Below are 18,479 nucleotides of genomic sequence, written 5' to 3'. Positions count from 1 at the left end.
TTCCACAACATCGGGGTAGTCAATGCGCGAGTCGGTACAGGCAGAGGTCATGATGAGCTTTCTCGTCTCCGAGGAGCTCTCCTTCCGGATCCCGGTGGAACTCCGGTACGACGCTCACGACCCCTACGCAGTGCGACTGACCTTCCACCTTCCCGGAGACGCACCCGTGACCTGGGCGTTCGGCCGGGAGTTGCTCCTCGATGGCATCAACAAGCCCTGTGGCGACGGGGACGTGCACATCGCGCCGTCCCACCCCGACGAACTGTCGGACGTCCACATCCGTCTACAGGTGGGCGGTGAGCGGGCTTTGTTCCGCGCGGGAGCGGCGCCGCTGGTCGCTTTCCTCGACCGCACCGACCGGCTGGTTCCGCTCGGTCAGGAACGAAACCTCGGCGACTTCGAGGGGACACTCGACGAGGCTCTCGACAAGATCCTCGCCGAAGCCCGGCACAACGAGCAGAACGCCGGCTGAGGGCGACCACTGCGTGGCCCACCCGACCCCTGGCTCAGCGCTTGCGCCGGCGCCCCCGGCCACCGCGTACCGGCCCGGCCGCCGGGGCGGTGCCCGAGGTCCCCGGACGGTCGGCGGAAACCACCAGTGCGGCCAGGGCGGTGGTCACCGGCACGGAGGCCACGAGCCCGATGGAGCCCACCAGGGTCCTGACGATCTCCTCGGCGACCAACTCGCTGTTGGCGACCGAGCCCATGCTGCTGTTCGCGATGGAGAAGAGCAGCAACAGGGGAAGTGCGGCGCCCGCATAGGCGAGCACCAGGGTGTTGACCACCGAGGCGATGTGGTCGCGTCCGATCCTGATGGCGGCCCGGTACAGGGCGCGGGACCCCATCGTGGGATCGGCTTGGTGGAGCTCCCAGACGGCGGACGTCTGGGTGACCGTCACGTCGTCCAGCACGCCCAGAGATCCGATGATCACGCCGGCGAGCAGCAAACCGCTCATGTCGATGTCGGGATAGAGACCGTGGATCAGTCCCGTGTTGTCGTCGGTGTTGCCGCTGAGGAAGGCCCAGTCGATGAAGAGTGAGCCCAGCAGACCGATGAGCAGCAGCGACACCAGCGTGCCGAGAACGGCGACCGAGGTGCGTGCGGTCAGGCCATGACACATGTAGAGCGCGATCAGCATGATGGCGCTGGCCCCGACCACCGCCACGATCAGCGGGTTGGAGCCTTGCAAGATCGCCGGGAGGATGAAGAGCGTCAGCACGCAGAAGCTGACGGCCAGCGCGATCAGGGCGAACAGTCCGCGCATCCGCCCGACCACGACGACGGCGACGGCGAAAATGAGCGCCAGCAGGGCCATCGGGAATTTCCGGTTCAGGTCGATGACCGAGTACTGGAGGTCCCGAGGGGCGTCCGGCGCGTAGGCCACTACCACCTCCTGGCCGTTCGCCAGTTGCCGAGGGGCCCCCGGCTGCACGATCTCGACGAAGGTGCGGCCCTTGTCCGGGCCGGTACCGACTTCGACGGTCGCCTTCTTGCACGCACCGGTCTGCTCCGCCGTTGCCTCGCGCCCCGACGGGGTCGAGGTGTCACCGGTGGCCGGGACCTGAGCGGCATTGACGGACTTGCAGTCGACGCTCGCCAACGCGACGACCTTGCCCTGCTGGGTCTGCCGGTCGAATCCGACGCCGGTCCGCTCGTGCGCGGGGGCTCCGCCCGGCCAGAGCACCACCATCCCGACGAAGACGGTGGCCGCGAAGGGGATCAGCACGGCGGCGATGACCTTGCGCAGGTGGAGGGAGACGGGCGCGGCCGGGCCGTGTCCATGGCTGTGGGAGTGCCCGTGCGCGGACCCGTGGGAAGGCTCGTGGCCATGCCCGTGGGGTGCGTGCTCGTGGTCGCTGGGACCACCGGGCTCGGTGAGGTGGTTGGGAGGCTGTGGCAAGGACGTCACCGGCCGATCATCGCAAGAGATGAGGGGGCCCACTATTCAGCACGCCACAGATGACGCTAGCGTGGGGGCTACTTTGCACAACGCGGGAGCTCGGAGCACCGGGCTGAGAGGGCGCTGATCACCGTACGCACGCCGGAAGGCGGCTATGGGAAGAGGCTGCGTCGACCGCCGAACCTGTTACCGGGTAATGCCGGCGTAGGGAGATAGGTCTCATGACCATTCAGGACGCACGCACGCCTGCCGTCAGCCAGGACGCCGACGGCCAGACCGCGCGCCAGCCGGGCTGGCACAAGGGATACGTGGCGGGCTCCCGCCCCGACATCCGGGTGCCGGTCCGCCAGGTCCACCTCACCAACGGCAAGGACGTGACGCTGTACGACACGTCCGGTCCGTACACCGACCCCCAGATCGACACCGACGTCCGCCGGGGCCTGGCCCCGCTCCGTGAGAACTGGATCATCGGGCGCGGAGACACCGAGGAGTACGCGGGACGCCCGGTGCGCCCCGAGGACGACGGCATCAAGCACACGTCGCCCCGCGGTGGCCTCAAGAACCTCGACGCGGTCTTCCCGGGCCGCCCGCGCCAGCCGCGCCGGGGCCGTGACGGCGCGGCGGTCACCCAGCTCGCGTACGCCCGCCGGGGCGAGATCACCCCGGAGATGGAGTACGTGGCGATCCGCGAGAACGTCTCTCCCGAGATCGTCCGGGAAGAGATCGCCGCAGGTCGCGCCGTGCTGCCGGCCAACGTCAATCACCCGGAGATCGAGCCGATGATCATCGGTAAGCGGTTCCTGGTGAAGGTCAACGCCAACATCGGCAACTCCGCGGTCACCTCCTCGATCGAGGAGGAGGTCGACAAGATGACCTGGGCGACCAAGTGGGGCGCCGACACGGTCATGGACCTCTCCACCGGCCGCAACATCCACACGACGCGTGAGTGGGTGCTGCGCAACTCCCCGGTCCCGATCGGTACGGTGCCGCTCTACCAGGCGCTCGAAAAGGTCGACGGCCGCGCCGAAGAGCTGACGTGGGAGATCTACAAGGACACCGTCATCGAGCAGGCCGAGCAGGGCGTCGACTACATGACGGTGCACGCCGGCGTGCTGCTGCCGTACGTGCCGCTGACCGCCCGGCGCAAGACGGGCATCGTCTCGCGCGGTGGGTCGATCATGGCCGCGTGGTGTCTCGCCCACCACAAGGAGAACTTCCTCTACACGAACTTCGAGGAGCTTTGCGAGATCCTCGCGACGTACGACGTCACCTACTCGCTGGGTGACGGACTGCGTCCCGGTTCCATCGCGGACGCCAACGACGCGGCGCAGTTCGCGGAGCTGAAGACGCTGGGTGAGCTGAACACGATCGCCAAGCGGCACAACGTCCAGACCATGATCGAGGGCCCGGGCCACGTCCCGATGCACAAGATCAAGGAGAACATCGACCTCCAGCAGGAGATTTGCGAGGAGGCGCCGTTCTACACCCTCGGCCCGCTGACCACGGACGTCGCGCCCGCGTACGACCACATCACCTCGGGCATCGGCGCCGCGATGATCGCCTGGTGGGGTACTGCGATGCTCTGCTACGTCACACCCAAGGAACACCTGGGTCTGCCCAACCGGGACGACGTGAAGACCGGTGTCATCACGTACAAGATCGCAGCTCATGCCGCGGACCTGGCGAAGGGCCACCCCGGCGCGCAGGAGTGGGATGACGCCCTGTCGGACGCGCGGTTCGAGTTCCGCTGGGAGGACCAGTTCAACCTGGCCCTGGACCCGGACACCGCTCGCGAGTTCCATGACGAGACGCTGCCGGCCGAACCGGCCAAGACCGCGCACTTCTGCTCCATGTGCGGTCCGAAGTTCTGCTCGATGAAGATCTCCCAGGACATCCGCCGCGAGCACGGTGGGGATCTCAAGGCCGACGAGATCGAGGCCGGTATGGCGGAGAAGTCCGCGGAGTTCGCAGCATCCGGCAACCGGGTCTACCTCCCGCTGGCCGACTGACGGCAGCACCCGCACGGAACGGACCCGCTACCCATGGGGGGAGTGGCGGGCCCGTCCGCGCTGGGTGTTTCACGTGAAACATCACTCCCGGTCGGACTCGGAGCCCCCGAAATCGGGACTGGTGAAGTCCGGTGGGGTGTAGTCGGGGCGAGGACCCTTGGACGTGGCCCCGGGGCTGGTGAAGTCCGGCCTGGTGTATCCCAGGGTGGGGATGCGGCCGGCGTGCGGAGTCCGGGGGACCGGATACCCGGGACCCGCGCTCGGGTCGGCCAGCGCGTCCCGGAGGAACGGCATGATGCCGCGCTCCAGCAGGGCGTTGCGCCACGCCTCCCGCGCACGAGAGAGCTCGTCGGGTACCGCGACCGACTCCTCAGCAGCCACCTCGGTGGAGCTGTTGCGGACTGCGGTCACGAGCAGGCCGATCACCGCGAAGAGCAGCGCGGCCACGGTGAGCCCACCGAAGAGCCACCCCGCAGTGAGCATCGTGCGGGCGAAGGCCGGCTCGGGGTCGATCATCTTGAGGCTGTAGCCGACCAACAGGAAGATCAGCATGGCGGTGCCGGCCAGGACCGGCGCGAGGACCGCGACCACGGCGCTCACTCCCACGCCGCCGCTCTGCCCCTCGCCATCGCTGTCGCCCGTCATGCCGGGGGCCGAGAGACGTTCGTCGCGAAGTTCCGCGCGGACCTTGACGTAGTGGTCGTACTCGGCCGCGGCCGCTGCCGTCAGCAAGGCGATGGCACTCATGGCCATGGTGCGCAACTGTTCGGCGTTCAGTCGTTCGCCCATGGAAGCGAGCTCCGGCCGTTCGCTCGCCGTGCGCAACGTCTCGTCGAGGAGCCGATCGAACTCCGGTCGGTCTTCGGTGAGCAGGTGCGGAGCGCTGGTCATGTGCATCCCCCGATGCTCCGTACAAGCCGGTATGCCCGCGTAGATTCGGGCGCCGGCACAAACGGAGGAGAGCCTGCTACGGATAGGGCGATGGTAGAGCGCCCATGCCACCAGGTGACAGGGGCTTTCCGGAAATACCCTCTCGGGGAACGCTCAGTCGCTCAGAGGCAGTTGGACCACGAGCAGCTTGCCGGCCATGGTCACGCCGCCGTCCATCGCGATCGCCAGACCGTCCGCGTACACGTGCGGGCCGTTCACGGACTCCGGACCGTGGGCGTCGTCGCCGTCCTCCGTGCCCACCTCGCCGAGCAGGTACGGGATGGGGCTGTGACCGTGGACGACGCGGCCGCCGCCATAGGTGCCGAGCAGTTCCCGTACGGCCTGGGGGCCGGTTTCCTCGTCCCGGAAGGCGAACCGCTTGGTGAACTTGCGGAACAGGTCCCAGGTGATGTCGGCGTCGTTGCGGGTGAGCAGCTCGTGGATGGTGTCGTTGACGTCCTCGATGGAGTTGCCGTAGTCCAGGTACGCGGTGGTGTCCGAGTGCAGCAGCAGGTGTCCGTCCTCCAGCGTGGCGGCGTCGAGCCGCGACATCCACTGGAGGTGAACGTCCTGGAGGCGTTCCATGTCGGTTCGCTGACCGCCGTTGAGCAGCCAGGCGGCCTGGAAGGTGGCGGTCCCGGCGCCGGACACCACGGGGGTGTCACCGAATCGCTTGGCGCCGATGAGCAGCAGCTCGTGGTTGCCCATCAGGGCCTTGCAGTAGCCGCCTGCGGCGGCGGCCTCGGCGGAGAGCCGCATGACGAGGTCGATGACGCCGATGCCGTCCGGGCCGCGGTCGGTGAAGTCGCCGAGGAACCAGAGCCGGGCGTTGCCGGCGGACCAGTGGCCGTCGGCGTCGATCAGACCTTGAGCCCGGAGTTCGGTGAGGAGCTCGTCGAGGTAGCCGTGTACATCGCCGACGACGTACAGCGGCCCCGGGCCGGTGGCTTCCTGGTCCTGGGGCACGTAGTGGACCTGGACGGTGTCACCGGGACCACCGGGACCTTCGGTCGCACCGCGGCCGATCACGGGCAGATCGCGCTGCGTGGGCGTGTAACCGTCGGGCTCCTCGTCCGGTGCGGCCGCGGCAGGGGCGTCCGGCCGGGTCGTGGGCGGGGCTGCCTCGGGCGCGTAGACGGGCCGCGGAGGCACGGGGGCACCTTCCTCGTAGTACGCCGGGTACTCGCCGTACACCGGAGCCTCACCGGGCACGCCGACGGACGCGGTGTACGGGGCGGGTTCGGTGACGGGAACCCGGAAGTCCCGCAGCGTGTCCGTCCGCATCGCGGGTCCCTGACCGGCCCCCTGAGTCATCGACCCCTCCACCACCGTCGCACTGCCGTACACCTGCGGACCCTCCTGGCCTCCGTGGCGGAGGGTCCGTGATGTCGTGCGCCCATCATAGGAATGCAGCTCGCGCTCTGTGACGCACCAGGGGTGGTGAATCCTGGCCGGAGCCGTTCCTTCCTGCCGCTTTCTCCCTATATGGGTGGTTGTTGAAAAATCCGGCGAGGCCGTCCGCCCCGCCGGTGTGGCGCCAAGTCCCGGTCGTGCGCGGTGTGATCAGTCCTGGGCGGGTGAGCGGGGCGGGCTGACGGTCGTACGGGGCTGCCTGCGCTGCGAGGAGGTGCGGATGATGAGTTCGGTCGGGACCACCTGCTCGACGGGCCGGCCCGTGTCGACCCCTTCGATGGCGTCGATCAGGAGCTGGACCACGGCCGTGCCGATGCGGCGCGGCTTGAGGGAGAGCGTGGTGATGGGCGGTTCCGTGTTGGCGTAGACGGTCGATTCGCTGCAGCAGACGAGCAGCAGGTCCTCGGGGACGCGCAGACCGTAGCGCCGGGCGGCAGCGAGGAGATCGGTGCCGTTGGGGTCGAAGAGCCCGTAGACGGCGTCGGGCCGGTCGGGCCGGGCCAGCAGTCGATCGGCGGCGACGGCGCCGGCGCACGGGTCGTGGGCCGGGTAGGACTCGTAGACCGGGTCCTGGCCGACGCGCTCGCACCAGCTGAGGTACGCGGTGGTCGAGAGCCGGGTGTACGTGTCGGTCGTGGTGCCGGTGAGGAGCCCGATCCTGCGGGCTCCCGCGGCGGCGAGGTGGTCGAGGAGGTTGAGGACGGCGGCCTCGTGGTCGTTGTCGACCCAGGCGGTGACGGGGAGGGACCCGGCCGGACGGCCGTCGGAGACCACTGGCAGGCCCTGGCGGACCAGTTCGCTGACCACGGGGTCGTGGTCGGAGGGGTCGATGACGACGGTGCCGTCGAGGGCGACGTTGGACCACACGTCGTGGCGTGAGGTGGCGGGGAGGATGACCAGGGCGTAGCCGCGGGCGAGCGCGGCGGAAGTGGCGGCCCGGGCCATTTCCGCGAAGTAGGCGAATTCGGTGAAGGTGAAAGGTTCATCCCCGTACGTGGTCACGGTCAGGCCGATGAGGCCGGACTTGCCGGTACGGAGGGTGCGTGCGGCGGCGGAGGGCCGGTAACCCAGCCGGTCGGCGACTTCGCGAACGTGGCGGCGGGTGGCGTCGGGCAGCCGTCCCTTGCCATTGAGCGCGTCGGAGACGGTCGTGATGGAGACGCCGGCCGCGGCGGCCACGTCCCTGATGCCGGCCCGGCCCTGTCGGCCGCCGACCCGCCGGGTGGTCTCGGTCCGGCTCACCTGATGCTTCCCTGCTGCTGTCATGGCGAGCCGATAGTAGGGCTCGGAGGGGCGGCTGGTCCGGCTGCATATGCACCCGTTGACAGGCACGATTCTGCACGGTTCGCCACCCCCAATGACCATGGAATACAAGGCCATTGATCACCGATGACGGCTAAGGCGCTAGTCGGTAAGGATGGGCTTGCCGAAACGGTGCCGCCTTGGGCGGTTCTCAACTCACCTGCACGAGGGATGCGCGCCACGGCGCAGGCCACCAGCGCGCGCATATATGCGCGCGCTCCCCCGGTGATCCTGGCGCCCGCCATTCTCTGATCGGCGGAATCCTCATAAGGTGAGCAGTATTGAGTCGACGGCGACGTCGACGGACGGTCGAGGAGGACCTGCGGTGAGCGAGAAGAGCCCGAAGCTGCGCGCCGAGCTGGATGGCATCCCCACTTACAAGCCGGGCAAGCCGGCGGCGGCGGACGGGCGCGTCGCGTTCAAGCTGTCCTCCAACGAGAACCCGTATCCGCCGCTGCCGGGGGTCCTGGAGACCGCGGTCGCGGCGGCCGGCCACTTCAACCGCTACCCCGACATGGCCTGCACGGGCCTGGTGAACGAGCTCGCCGAGCGGTTCGGCGTGCCGGTCGAGCACATCGCCACGGGCACCGGCTCGGTGGGGGTGGCCCAGTCGCTGATCCAGTCGACGGCCGGTCCGGGCGACGAGGTCATCTACGCCTGGCGCTCCTTCGAGGCATACCCGATCATCACGCAGATCTCGGGCGCGACGTCCGTGCAGGTTCCGCTCACCGACGGGGACGTGCACGACCTGGACGCGATGGCGGACGCCATCACCGAGCGGACCCGACTGATTTTCGTCTGCAACCCCAACAACCCCACCGGTACCGCGGTGCGCCGTGCCGAGCTGGAGCGGTTCCTGGACCGGGTGCCGTCGGACGTGCTGGTGGTCCTGGACGAGGCGTACCGGGAATTCGTGCGCGACACGGACGTTCCGGACGGCATCGAGCTCTACCGCAGCCGCCCGAACGTATGTGTGCTGCGTACGTTCTCCAAGGCGTACGGTCTGGCCGGCCTGCGGGTCGGTTTCGCGGTAGCGCACGAGCCGGTGGCCGCGGCGCTGCGAAAGACCGCGGTGCCTTTCGGTGTCAGCCAGCTCGCCCAGGATGCGGCGGTCGCCTCGCTGCAGGCGGAGGACGAGCTGCTCGGGCGGGTCGGTTCGCTGGTCTGCGAGCGCAAGCGGGTGCACGACGCGCTCCTCGCCCAGGGCTGGACCGTGGTCCCGGACACGCAGGCGAACTTCGTCTGGATGCGGCTGGGGGAGCGGACCGTGGAGTTCGCGGCGGCCTGCGAGAAGGCCGGTGTGGTGGTCCGGCCGTTCCCGGGTGAAGGCCTGCGGGTCACGATCGGTGAATCCGAGGCGAACGACATCTTCCTGCATACGGCGGAGGCGTTCTTCAAGGAGATGTAGCCGCACCGCGCAGGCGGGACCCGGTTACGCCAGTTCTACGCGGACCGGGTCGCCGTCGCGGACGGTGGCCAGCAGGCGGGGGTCGCCGTCGAACGAGCCGAGCACGTTGCAGGGGCTCGCGAGGCGGCTCTCGCCGGCACGCGAGATGGGCGTCGGGCCGTACGGCAGCGCGAGTGCGTCGCCTTCGGTCCAGAACGCGACCGTTCCCGGCTCGACGACCTGCCGGGCGTCGTGCTCCAGTGCGACGGAGACGCCGGTGTCGAAGTAGACCTCTTCGCCCCAGGTGTGGGCGGAGGCGGAGATCGGGAGCGCCGCGGCCAGGGCCTTGCTGGTCGGGGTCTCTTCCAGGCTTGCGGTGAGCTGGCCCGCGGGCCATGAGATGCGAATCTTCATGAGCCACATTCAACAATTTGTTGAACGAGCTGGCTAGGGGGGACCCCCGGCGAAAAGATCGGAAAGCGTGTGCGCCATAATGCTTGTGAATGTGAACGCGTTCACAAGCTCGCCTGTTTCCTCCCGTATCGCGTGGGATGTGACGGGCGGGGTGAGGCTTTGTCGACCCACGGCGACCCGAAGGAGATGACGACGTGGACCTGGCTCTGGCGCCGGAGACTCTGGCGCGATGGCAGTTCGGAATCACCACCGTCTACCACTTCCTCTTCGTCCCCCTGACGATCTCGCTCGCCGCGCTCGTCGCGATGCTGCAGACCGCCTGGGTGCGCACCGAGAAGGAGAAGTACCTCAGGGCGACCAAGTTCTGGGGCAAGCTGTTCCTGATCAACATCGCGATGGGTGTCGTCACCGGCATCGTCCAGGAATTCCAGTTCGGCATGAACTGGTCCGACTACTCGCGCTTCGTCGGTGACATCTTCGGGGCTCCGCTGGCCTTCGAGGCGCTGATCGCCTTCTTCTTCGAGTCCACCTTCATCGGGCTGTGGATCTTCGGTTGGGACAAGCTCCCGAAGAAGATCCACCTCGCCTGCATCTGGATGGTCTCGATCGGCACCATCCTCTCCGCCTACTTCATCCTCGCCGCCAATTCCTGGATGCAGCACCCGGTCGGATACCGGATGAACAAGGAGACCGGGCGCGCCGAGCTGACCGACTTCCTCCAGGTCCTCACCCAGAACACGGCCGTCGCGCAGGTCTTCCACACCCTCACGGCGGCCGCGCTGACGGGCGGAGCCTTCATGGTCGGCATCGCCTCCTACCACCTGCTGCGCAAGAAGCACATCCCCGTGATGCGCACCTCGCTGCGGCTCGGCCTGATCGCCGTCGTCATCGGCGGCCTGCTGACAGCGATCAGCGGCGACACGCTGGCCAAGGTCATGTTCAAGCAGCAGCCGATGAAGATGGCCGCCGCCGAGGCGCTCTGGGACGGGCAGAAGAGCGCGCCCTTCTCGGTCTTCGCCGTCGGTGACGTCGACAAGGGCCACAACAAGGTCGCCGTGGAGCTGCCCGGCCTGCTGTCCTTCCTCGCCGACAGCGACTTCGACTCCTTCGTGCCCGGCATCAACGACGTGAACAAGTCCGAGCAGGAGAAGTTCGGCCCCGGCGACTACAGGCCCGCGATCCCGGTCGCCTACTGGGGCTTCCGATGGATGATCGGTTTCGGTATGGCGTCCTTCGGTATCGGTGCCCTGGGCCTGTGGCTGACCCGGCGCAAGTTCCTGCTGCCGGCCGCCCTGCGTACCGGCGACGACGAACGGCCGCACCTGGTCCTGTTCCGGACGGCCCTGAACCCGCGCCTGACCCGCCTGTACTGGCTCACCGCCATCGGGACGCTCGGCTTCCCGCTGATCGCCAACTCCTGGGGCTGGATCTTCACCGAGATGGGCCGCCAGCCGTGGGTCGTCTACGGAGTCCTGCGCACCCGTGACGCGGTCTCCCCCAGCGTCACGCAGGGCGAGGTGCTCACGTCCATGCTCGTCTTCACCGCCCTGTACGCCGTGCTCGCCGTGATCGAGGTCCGGCTGCTCGTGAAGTACGTGAAGGCCGGCCCTCCGGAGCTCACCGAGGCCGACCTCAACCCGCCCACCAAGATCGGCGGGGACGACAAGAATTCCGACCGGCCGATGGCCTTCTCGTACTGAGGCTGAGGAGTCCACACCATGCAACTCCACGACGTCTGGTTCGTGCTCATCGCCGTCCTGTGGATCGGCTACTTCTTCCTGGAGGGCTTCGACTTCGGGATCGGCGTACTCACCAAGCTGCTCGCCCGCGACCGGCAGGAAAAGCGGGTCTTGATCAATACGATCGGACCCGTCTGGGACGGCAACGAGGTCTGGCTGCTCACGGCCGGTGGTGCGACCTTCGCCGCCTTCCCCGAGTGGTACGCCACCCTTTTCTCCGGCTTCTACCTGCCGCTGCTGGTCATCCTGGTCTGTCTCATCGTCCGCGGTGTCGCCTTCGAGTACCGGCACAAGCGGCCCGAGGACAAGTGGCAGACCAACTGGGAACACGCGATCTTCTGGGCCTCACTGATCCCCGCGTTCCTGTGGGGTGTCGCGTTCGCCAACATCGTCCGAGGCGTCAAGATCGACCAGCACAAGGAGTACGTCGGCACCTTCCTCGACCTGCTCAACGTGTACTCGATCCTTGGCGGTCTGGTCACGCTCACCCTGTTCACCTTCCACGGCGCCATGTTCGCCTCGCTCAAGACGGTCGGTGACATCCGGGACCGGTCGCGCCGGCTCGCGACCCGGCTGGGAGTCGCAACCGCCGTCCTGGCGGTGGTCTTCCTGCTCTGGACCCAGTCCTCGCGCGGTGACGGCAAGAGCCTGATCGCCATGGCCGTCGCGGTCGTGGCGCTGCTCGCCGCCCTGGGCTTCAACCTGGCGGGCCGAGAGGGCTGGTCGTTCGCGCTGTCCGGGATCACCATCGCGGCAGCCGTCGCGATGCTCTTCCTGACGCTCTTCCCGAACGTCATGCCCTCTTCGCTGAACGACTCCTGGAACCTGACCGTCACCAACGCCTCGTCCAGCCCGTACACGTTGAAGATCATGACCTGGTGTGCCGCAGTGGCCACCCCGATCGTCCTGCTCTACCAGGGCTGGACCTACTGGGTGTTCCGCAAGCGGATCGGAACCCAGCACATCATCGACGCGCACTGATCCGGTGCGCTGACCGACTCTCCCGCTTGACCCTCCCGAGGGGATGTTTCACGTGAAACCGATCGACCCGCGCCTGCTGCGCTACGCCCGGTCCACCCGCCTCTTCCTGGCTGCGGTGGTAGCCCTCGGGCTGGCGGGAGCCGGGCTGGTCGTCGGACAGGCGATGCTCCTCGCCGAGATCGTGGTCGGCGCCTTCGAGGAGGGGCTGAGTGCGGGAACGCTCCGGACGCCACTGCTGTTGCTCGCAGCGGTGGCGCTGGGGCGGGCCCTGATCGCCTGGCTCACGGAGCGCGCCGCGCACCGTGCGGGCGCCGCTGTGAAGTCGGAGCTACGAGGCCGGCTGCTGGACAGGGCTGCGGACCTCGGGTCCGGCTGGCTGAGCGGGCAGCGCACCGGCTCACTGGTGGCGCTGGCCACCCGAGGTGTCGACGCTCTCGACGACTACTTCTCCCGCTACCTCCCCCAGCTGGGACTCGCGGTGGTCGTACCCGTGGCGGTGCTCGCCCGGATCGTCACCGAGGACTGGGTCTCGGCGGCCATCATCGTGGTCACGCTGCCGCTGATTCCGCTGTTCATGATCCTGATCGGTATGGCCACACAGTCCCGGATGGACCGCCAGTGGAGGCTGCTGTCCAGGTTGTCGGGGCACTTCCTTGACGTGGTGGCGGGGCTCCCGACGCTCAAGGTCTTCGGCCGGGCCAAAGCCCAGGCCGAGTCGATCCGCAAGATCACCGACGATTACCGGGAAGCCACGATGCGGACACTGCGCATCGCCTTCCTGTCCTCGTTCGCCCTGGAACTGCTGGCCACGCTCTCGGTCGCGCTGGTGGCGGTGACCATCGGCATGCGACTCGTCCACGGGGACCTCGACCTGTACACCGGGCTGGTCATCCTCATCCTGGCGCCCGAGGCTTACCTTCCGCTGCGCCAGGTGGGAGCGCAGTACCACGCGGCAGCGGAGGGCTTGGCGGCCGCGGAGGAGATCTTCGAGGTCCTGGAGACGCCGGTGACCACTTCCGGCGGCGCCGGTGAGGTGCCCGCCCGGGGGCTGCGGATCGAATTCGACGAGGTGGCGGTCCGGTACCCCGGACGGGGTGAGGACTCACCCGGACCCGTATCGCTGGCCGTCGAGCCGGGGGAATGCGTCGCCCTCACCGGGCCGAGCGGGGCGGGGAAATCCACCCTGCTCCAGGTTCTGCTGGGCTTCGTGACGCCCACCTCCGGGCGGGTACGGGTGGCAGGCACAGACCTGACCGAACTGGCGCTCAAGGATTGGCGGGAGCGGATCGCGTGGGTGCCGCAGTCGCCGCACCTGTTCGCGGGCACGATCGCCGAGAACGTACGACTGGCCAGGCCCGCCGCCTCCGACGATGCGGTGTGCCAAGCGCTGCGGGACGCGGGGGCGTTGGACTTCGTGACCGCGCTTCCCCGAGGTCTGGACACCACGTTGGGCGAGGGCGGTACGGGTCTTTCGGCGGGCCAGCGCCAGCGGCTGGCGCTGGCCCGGGCGTTCCTGGCGGACCGGCCGGTACTGCTGCTGGACGAGCCGACCGCAGCGCTGGACGGGGAGACCGAAGCGAGCGTCGTGGACGCCGTCCGGCGCCTCGCCGTGGGGCGGACGGTACTGCTGGTGGTGCACCGGCCGGCCCTGCTCGCGGTCGCGGACCGGGTGGTGAGGCTTCCGGCAGCCGCCCCGGCGGCAGAAGCGGTGGCCGACCCGGCGGCAGAGGCGGCGGTAGAGGCCGGCTCGGTTCCGGCTCAGGGCTCCGCCGAGGCGGCCGGGCAGGAGAGGCCGGGGCCCGCCGGCGAACCGTCCGGACCCGGCGAATGGATTCTCGGCCGGGCGCCCGAACGGACCGCACAGGGGCACGGTCCCGGCACTGGCGGGGCACACCCCCTGGCCCGCGTCAGGGCGGTGGCCAAAGCGCGGCAGGGTCGCTTCCGGCTCGGCCTGCTGCTCGGAGCGCTGGCAGTCGGATGCAGCGTCGGCCTGATGGCCGTGTCTGGCTGGCTGATCTCCCGGGCCTCCGAACAGCCGCCCGTGCTGTATCTGATGGTGGCCGTGACCGCCACCCGCACCTTCGGAATCGGCCGGGCCGTCTTCCGCTATGCGGAGCGGCTCGTCTCCCATGACGCGGTGCTGCGGATGCTGGCCGACCTGCGGGTCTGCGTGTACCGCCGACTGGAACGGATCGCGCCTGCCGGACTGCGCGAGCAGCGGCGGGGAGACCTGCTTTCCCGGCTGGTGGCCGATGCCGACACCCTCCAGGACTACTGGTTGCGTTGGCTCCTGCCCGTCGGAACGGCTGTGCTCGTCGGATCAGGGTCAGTCGCCTTCACCGCATGGCTCCTCCCCGAAGCGGGCGCCGCCCTCGCCGTCGGGTTGATCGCTGCGGGAGTGGGAGTACCGCTGGTGAGCGGGGCCGTCGCCCGCCGTGCGGAGCACCGGCTCGCGCCCGCCCGCGGCGAGCTCGCCACCCGGGTGGCCGATCTGCTCACCGGCACTGCCGAGCTGACGGTGGCCGGTGCACTGGACGGGCGCAAGGACACCGCGAAGCAGAGCGACCGGAGCCTGACCGTGATCGCATCGCGGGGCGCCGCCGCGACCGGTCTGGGCAGCGGACTGTCCGCCCTGGTGTGCGGGCTGACCGTGGTGTGCGCTGCCGCTCTGGGTGCGAACGCGGTGGCCGGGGGACGGCTGGCGGGAGTGGCGATGGCGGTGGTCGTACTGACGCCGCTCGCCGCCTTCGAGGCCGTCACCGGACTCCCACAGGCCGTCCAGTACCGGCAGCGGGTGCGCCGCAGTGCCGAGCGGATCTACGAGGTCATCGACGCGCCCATGCCGGTCAGCGAGCCGGAGCAGGCCGCCGCGCCTCCCGCCTCGCCGTTCCCGCTCAGGCTCACGGGCATCGCGGCCCGGTACCCCGGGCAGGAGACGGACGCGTTGCACGGGCTGGACCTGACCCTCGAAGCGGGCCGCCGGATCGCCGTCGTAGGACCGTCCGGCTCGGGCAAGACGACGCTGGCGCAGATTCTGCTGCGGTTCCTGGACCAGCGCGAAGGCTCGTACAGCCTCGGCGGCACAGAAGCACGAGCCCTCGACAGCGACGACGTACGCAGCCTCGTCGGCCTGTGCGCCCAGGACGCACACCTCTTCGACAGTTCGGTGCGGGAGAACCTCAGGCTCGCCCGGACCGACGCCAGTGACGCCCGGCTGCGGGAAGCGCTGTCGGCGGCCCGGTTGCTGGATTGGGCCGACAGCCTTCCAGACGGGCTGGACACCCTGGTCGGTGAGCATGGGGAGCGCATGTCGGGTGGCCAGCGCCAACGGCTGGCCCTGGCCCGGGCGCTGCTCGCGGACTTCCCGGTACTCGTCCTGGACGAGCCGGCCGAGCACCTGGACCTGCGCACCGCGGACGCGCTGACGGTGGACCTGCTGGCCGCCACCGAGGGCCGTACCACGGTTCTGATCACCCACCGGCTGGCGGGGCTGGAGGCGGTGGACGAGGTGCTCGTACTGGATCGGGGACGTGTCGTGCAGCGCGGCGCGTACGAGGAGCTGGCCACTGCCGAAGGGCCGCTGCGGCGGCTCCTGGAGCGTGAAAGGGCGACCGATGGGACGTTGGCCGACTTTCCCAGCTAATTGGGGCTAACTAGGCTCAAGGGCATGTCAGCTGAGCAGTCTCAGGAATCGCCGGAACCACCACGGGCATCACCGGACCCGCTGGAGGCTGCCGCTCAGGCCACGCGCAGTCTGCAGGGGCTGTCCACCGAGCTCACCGCCCGGGTTCCGCAACTGCTGGAGGCGATGCGCTCGGTCGGTACCGGCCTGGAACTCCACTCCACCCTCGACCGCATCTGTGAGACGGCCGCCGAGCTCGCCAACGCCCGCTACGCGGCGATCGGGGTCGTTGACACCGACCGCCAGGGCCTGTCCGATTTCGTCACCTTCGGCCTCAGCCAGGCGCTGGCCCGGAAGATCGGGCACCGCCCGGACGGGAAGCGGGGCCTGCTCGGAGCGTTGATCTCACACGCCGACACGGTGCGGCTCCCGGATCTCACCAAGGATCCGCGTTCGGCGGGTTTCCCGGCCCATCACCCGCCCATGAAGACCTTCCTCGGCGTTCCCATCCGAGTGCAGGGCGAGATCTTCGGCAACCTGTATTTGGCCGAGAAGAACGATGGCGGCGAGTTCAACGACTACGACGTCCACATGGTCCGCGTCCTGGCCACCGAAGCGGGCATCGCCATCGGCAACGCCCGGCTGTACGAGGCCGCCACACAGCGCGAGCGCTGGATCGACGGCTCGGTGGCCGTCACCACGGCCCTGCTGTCCGGAGGCGACGCGGACGACGCCCTCGCCGTGGTGGCCGAGCAGGCCCGCCGACTGGCAGACTCCGCCGCCGGAATCGTGATGTTGCCGGCCGAAGAGGGCGGAATGGAGATCGTCGCCGTCTCCTCCGACAACCCGGCCACCTCGCTCGGCCTGGTGATCCCGCCCGAAAGCCCCGTCGTGAACGAGTTGCTCCGAGGCGAACCCGTCTTCGTCGAGGACGCCGCAGCGGACTCCCGCATGATCAGCCGGCTCACCAGCCAGTACGGGCCCTGCATGATGCTGCCGCTGCAGAGCGGCGGGCGGGTGCTGGGTGCGTTGGTGACCCCCAGGGCGCGGGGCGGACGGCCGTTCAGCGAGGCCGAGCGCACCCTCGCCACGCAGTTCGCCTCGCAGGCGGCGCTCGCGCTGATGATGGCGGAAGCCCAGCGCGACAGGGAGCGGCTAGCGGTCTTCGAGGACCGCGACCGGATCGCCCGGGACCTGCACGACCTCGTCATCCAGCGGCTCTTCGCGACGGGGATGATGCTGGAGGGTGCTCAGCGCCGCTCCATCGTCCCCGAAGTCCGTGACGGTGTCGGCAAGGCGGTGGATGAGTTGGACGTGACGATCCAGGAGATCCGTACTGCGATCTTCGCACTGCAACAGGGACCGGCGGAGGCCCCGTCGGGGCTGCGCACGCGGGTGCTGCGTGAGATCAACATGGCCGCCGTGCCGCTGGGTTTCAAGCCCGCGCACCGGTTCATCGGCCCGATCGACGCGGCCGTAGGCGAGCTGGTCGGCAAGAACCTGATCGCGGCCCTGCGCGAAGCCTTGTCCAACGCGTTCCGGCACGCGCAGGCGTCCCGGATCGAAGTCCTGGTGGACTCCACGGTCCACCTGGCCGATGGACGACCCGGTGTCCGGCTTGAGGTCGCCGACGACGGCGTGGGCATCGCCGAGGGCGGTCGGCGCAGTGGACTGCGCAATCTTCGCCGACGGGCTGAGTCGCTGGGCGGCGCGAGCTGGTACGGCCCGGGCCTCGCCGAGAACGGAGGCGGGACCACAGTCGTGTGGGAGGCCCCGCTCTAGCGCTGTCGCGCTGGTCAGAGCCCCGGCTGCCGGGCGGAACCTTGGTCCAGGATGCGTTCGATCACGAGGGCGACCCCGTCCTCGTTGTTGGCGACGGTCCGGTCCGAGGCGCTCGCGAGCACATCAGGGTGGGCATTGCCCATCGCGTACGAGGTGCCTGCCCAGGTCAGCATCTCCAGGTCGTTCGGCATGTCCCCGAAGGCGACGACCTCTGCGGGGGAGATACCGCGCTCGGCGCAGCACAGGGCCAGCGTGCTCGCCTTGGAGACGCCGAGCCCACTGATCTCAAGCAGGGACGTAGGGCTGGAGCGGGTGATGGAGGCGTACGCGCCGGCAGCGGAGCGGGCCAGAGCGAGGAAATCGTCCGGCGCGATGTCGCGGTGGTGGGCCAGCAGCTTCAGCACCGGGGCAGCGGTGTCGTCCAGCTCCGCGCTCAGCAGCTTCTCCGCGATGGCGACGGCGGCTCCGGGATCCTGGAAGAACGGCGGATACGACGGCTCGTAATTGATGCCGGTGGTCAGTTCGACAGCGAACGACGTACCGGGTGCGGCGGCCCGCAGTGCGTCCACGACCGTCAGTGCGGTGGCCCGGGGCAGGGACCGGACCTGAACGAATTCGCCCCCGGCATGGAGGTCGACCACGGCGGCGCCATTGGCACAGATCGCCAGGCCATGGCCGTGGACGTGATCGCTGACCACACCCATCCAGCGGGCCGGACGGCCTGTGACGAAGAAGACCTCGATACCGGCCTGCTCGGCGGCGGCGAGCGCGGCGACCGTACGGGCGGAGACGGTCTTGTCGTCGCGCAGCAGGGTGCCGTCGAGGTCGGTGGCGATGAGCCGGGGAGCGGAGAGGGGCCCGTCCGGGCGCTGGGGAGCCGAGGTCACCGCTCCATCTTCGCCCATGGGTGCAGGCGACCGGACCAAGATCAGCCAGGCGGTGCCCCTGCCGATGTTTCACGTGAAACAGCGCCGCGGCTGATGTTTCACGTGAAACATG

13 protein-coding genes are annotated in these 18,479 nt (G+C 69.1%); 7 read left to right on the top strand and 6 right to left on the bottom strand.

What is annotated here, in order from left to right:
* The first annotated feature begins 22 nt into the window (after positions 1-22).
* Positions 23-472, top strand: coding sequence for an SsgA family sporulation/cell division regulator (locus IE207_RS19615; RefSeq protein ID WP_190185547.1), 450 nt, complete (start codon positions 23-25; stop codon positions 470-472).
* Between the two features lie 34 nt (positions 473-506).
* Here the strand turns inward: IE207_RS19615 and IE207_RS19610 are convergent, their stop codons facing one another.
* Positions 507-1,910, bottom strand: a complete 1,404-nt coding sequence (locus IE207_RS19610; RefSeq protein WP_373304734.1) for a YibE/F family protein — start codon at positions 1,908-1,910, stop codon at positions 507-509.
* A 212-nt stretch (positions 1,911-2,122) separates the two neighbouring features.
* Between IE207_RS19610 and thiC the strand changes: the two genes are divergently transcribed.
* Positions 2,123-3,910, top strand: a complete 1,788-nt coding sequence (gene thiC, locus IE207_RS19605) for a phosphomethylpyrimidine synthase ThiC (RefSeq protein ID WP_229873829.1) — start codon at positions 2,123-2,125, stop codon at positions 3,908-3,910.
* A gap of 81 nt (positions 3,911-3,991) precedes the next feature.
* Here the strand turns inward: thiC and IE207_RS19600 are convergent, their stop codons facing one another.
* The 3 genes from IE207_RS19600 to IE207_RS19590 form a co-directional block, all read right to left on the bottom strand.
* Positions 3,992-4,807, bottom strand: coding sequence for a hypothetical protein (locus IE207_RS19600; RefSeq protein ID WP_190185545.1), 816 nt, complete (start codon positions 4,805-4,807; stop codon positions 3,992-3,994).
* Positions 4,808-4,954: 147 nt separating this feature from the next.
* Positions 4,955-6,169 carry a metallophosphoesterase gene (locus IE207_RS19595; RefSeq protein ID WP_190185686.1) on the bottom strand — a complete coding sequence of 405 codons (1,215 nt, stop codon included), beginning with the start codon at positions 6,167-6,169 and terminating at the stop codon, positions 4,955-4,957.
* 234 nt (positions 6,170-6,403) lie between these two features.
* Entirely contained in the window at positions 6,404-7,519 is a 1,116-nt protein-coding gene (locus tag IE207_RS19590; RefSeq protein ID WP_190185544.1) for a LacI family DNA-binding transcriptional regulator, read from the bottom strand.
* Between the two features lie 361 nt (positions 7,520-7,880).
* On the opposite strand from IE207_RS19590, the gene hisC reads away from it, so the two are divergent.
* The gene (gene hisC / locus IE207_RS19585; RefSeq protein WP_190185543.1) at positions 7,881-8,963 is read left to right on the top strand and encodes a histidinol-phosphate transaminase; all 1,083 of its coding nucleotides are present in this window, start codon (positions 7,881-7,883) and stop codon (positions 8,961-8,963) included.
* A 24-nt stretch (positions 8,964-8,987) separates the two neighbouring features.
* Here hisC and IE207_RS19580 read toward each other — a convergent pair whose 3' ends face one another.
* Positions 8,988-9,356: a cyclophilin-like fold protein gene (locus tag IE207_RS19580; RefSeq protein WP_190185542.1), complete on the bottom strand. Its 369-nt coding sequence runs from the start codon at positions 9,354-9,356 to the stop codon at positions 8,988-8,990.
* A 194-nt stretch (positions 9,357-9,550) separates the two neighbouring features.
* Between IE207_RS19580 and IE207_RS19575 the strand changes: the two genes are divergently transcribed.
* From IE207_RS19575 to IE207_RS19560, 4 genes are read left to right on the top strand one after another with little or no spacing between them, the layout of a single operon-like run.
* Complete coding sequence (locus IE207_RS19575) at positions 9,551-11,056, top strand: cytochrome ubiquinol oxidase subunit I (protein WP_190185541.1); 1,506 nt, start codon at positions 9,551-9,553, stop codon at positions 11,054-11,056.
* 18 nt (positions 11,057-11,074) lie between these two features.
* Positions 11,075-12,076: a cytochrome d ubiquinol oxidase subunit II gene (gene cydB, locus IE207_RS19570; protein ID WP_190185540.1), complete on the top strand. Its 1,002-nt coding sequence runs from the start codon at positions 11,075-11,077 to the stop codon at positions 12,074-12,076.
* 43 nt (positions 12,077-12,119) lie between these two features.
* The gene (cydD, locus tag IE207_RS19565) at positions 12,120-15,719 is read left to right on the top strand and encodes a thiol reductant ABC exporter subunit CydD (RefSeq protein ID WP_190185539.1); all 3,600 of its coding nucleotides are present in this window, start codon (positions 12,120-12,122) and stop codon (positions 15,717-15,719) included.
* A 24-nt stretch (positions 15,720-15,743) separates the two neighbouring features.
* Positions 15,744-17,480 (top strand): sensor histidine kinase, encoded by a 1,737-nt coding sequence (locus IE207_RS19560; RefSeq protein WP_190185538.1) that lies wholly within the window; start codon positions 15,744-15,746, stop codon positions 17,478-17,480.
* Between the two features lie 14 nt (positions 17,481-17,494).
* On the opposite strand, the gene IE207_RS19555 is transcribed toward IE207_RS19560, so the two are convergent.
* Positions 17,495-18,385, bottom strand: a complete 891-nt coding sequence (locus IE207_RS19555) for a Cof-type HAD-IIB family hydrolase (protein WP_190185537.1) — start codon at positions 18,383-18,385, stop codon at positions 17,495-17,497.
* Positions 18,386-18,479: the final 94 nt, after the last annotated feature.

This window comes from Streptomyces cirratus (genome assembly GCF_014650775.1).
GTDB lineage: Bacteria > Actinomycetota > Actinomycetes > Streptomycetales > Streptomycetaceae > Streptomyces > Streptomyces cirratus.
This window is presented reverse-complemented; position numbering and strand designations above follow the sequence as displayed.

Excerpts from the sequence above, each read along its gene's own strand:
- IE207_RS19560 (WP_190185538.1), top strand. The coding sequence starts at position 15,744 with ATGTCAGCTGAGCAGTCTCAGGAATCGCCGGAACCACCACGGGCATCA.
- cydD (WP_190185539.1), top strand. The coding sequence starts at position 12,120 with ATGTTTCACGTGAAACCGATCGACCCGCGCCTGCTGCGCTACGCCCGG.
- IE207_RS19615 (WP_190185547.1), top strand. The coding sequence starts at position 23 with ATGCGCGAGTCGGTACAGGCAGAGGTCATGATGAGCTTTCTCGTCTCC.
- IE207_RS19555 (WP_190185537.1), bottom strand. The coding sequence starts at position 18,385 with ATGGGCGAAGATGGAGCGGTGACCTCGGCTCCCCAGCGCCCGGACGGG.
- IE207_RS19580 (WP_190185542.1), bottom strand. The coding sequence starts at position 9,356 with ATGAAGATTCGCATCTCATGGCCCGCGGGCCAGCTCACCGCAAGCCTG.
- IE207_RS19590 (WP_190185544.1), bottom strand. The coding sequence starts at position 7,519 with ATGACAGCAGCAGGGAAGCATCAGGTGAGCCGGACCGAGACCACCCGG.
- IE207_RS19600 (WP_190185545.1), bottom strand. The coding sequence starts at position 4,807 with ATGCACATGACCAGCGCTCCGCACCTGCTCACCGAAGACCGACCGGAG.
- cydB (WP_190185540.1), top strand. The coding sequence starts at position 11,075 with ATGCAACTCCACGACGTCTGGTTCGTGCTCATCGCCGTCCTGTGGATC.
- thiC (WP_229873829.1), top strand. The coding sequence starts at position 2,123 with ATGACCATTCAGGACGCACGCACGCCTGCCGTCAGCCAGGACGCCGAC.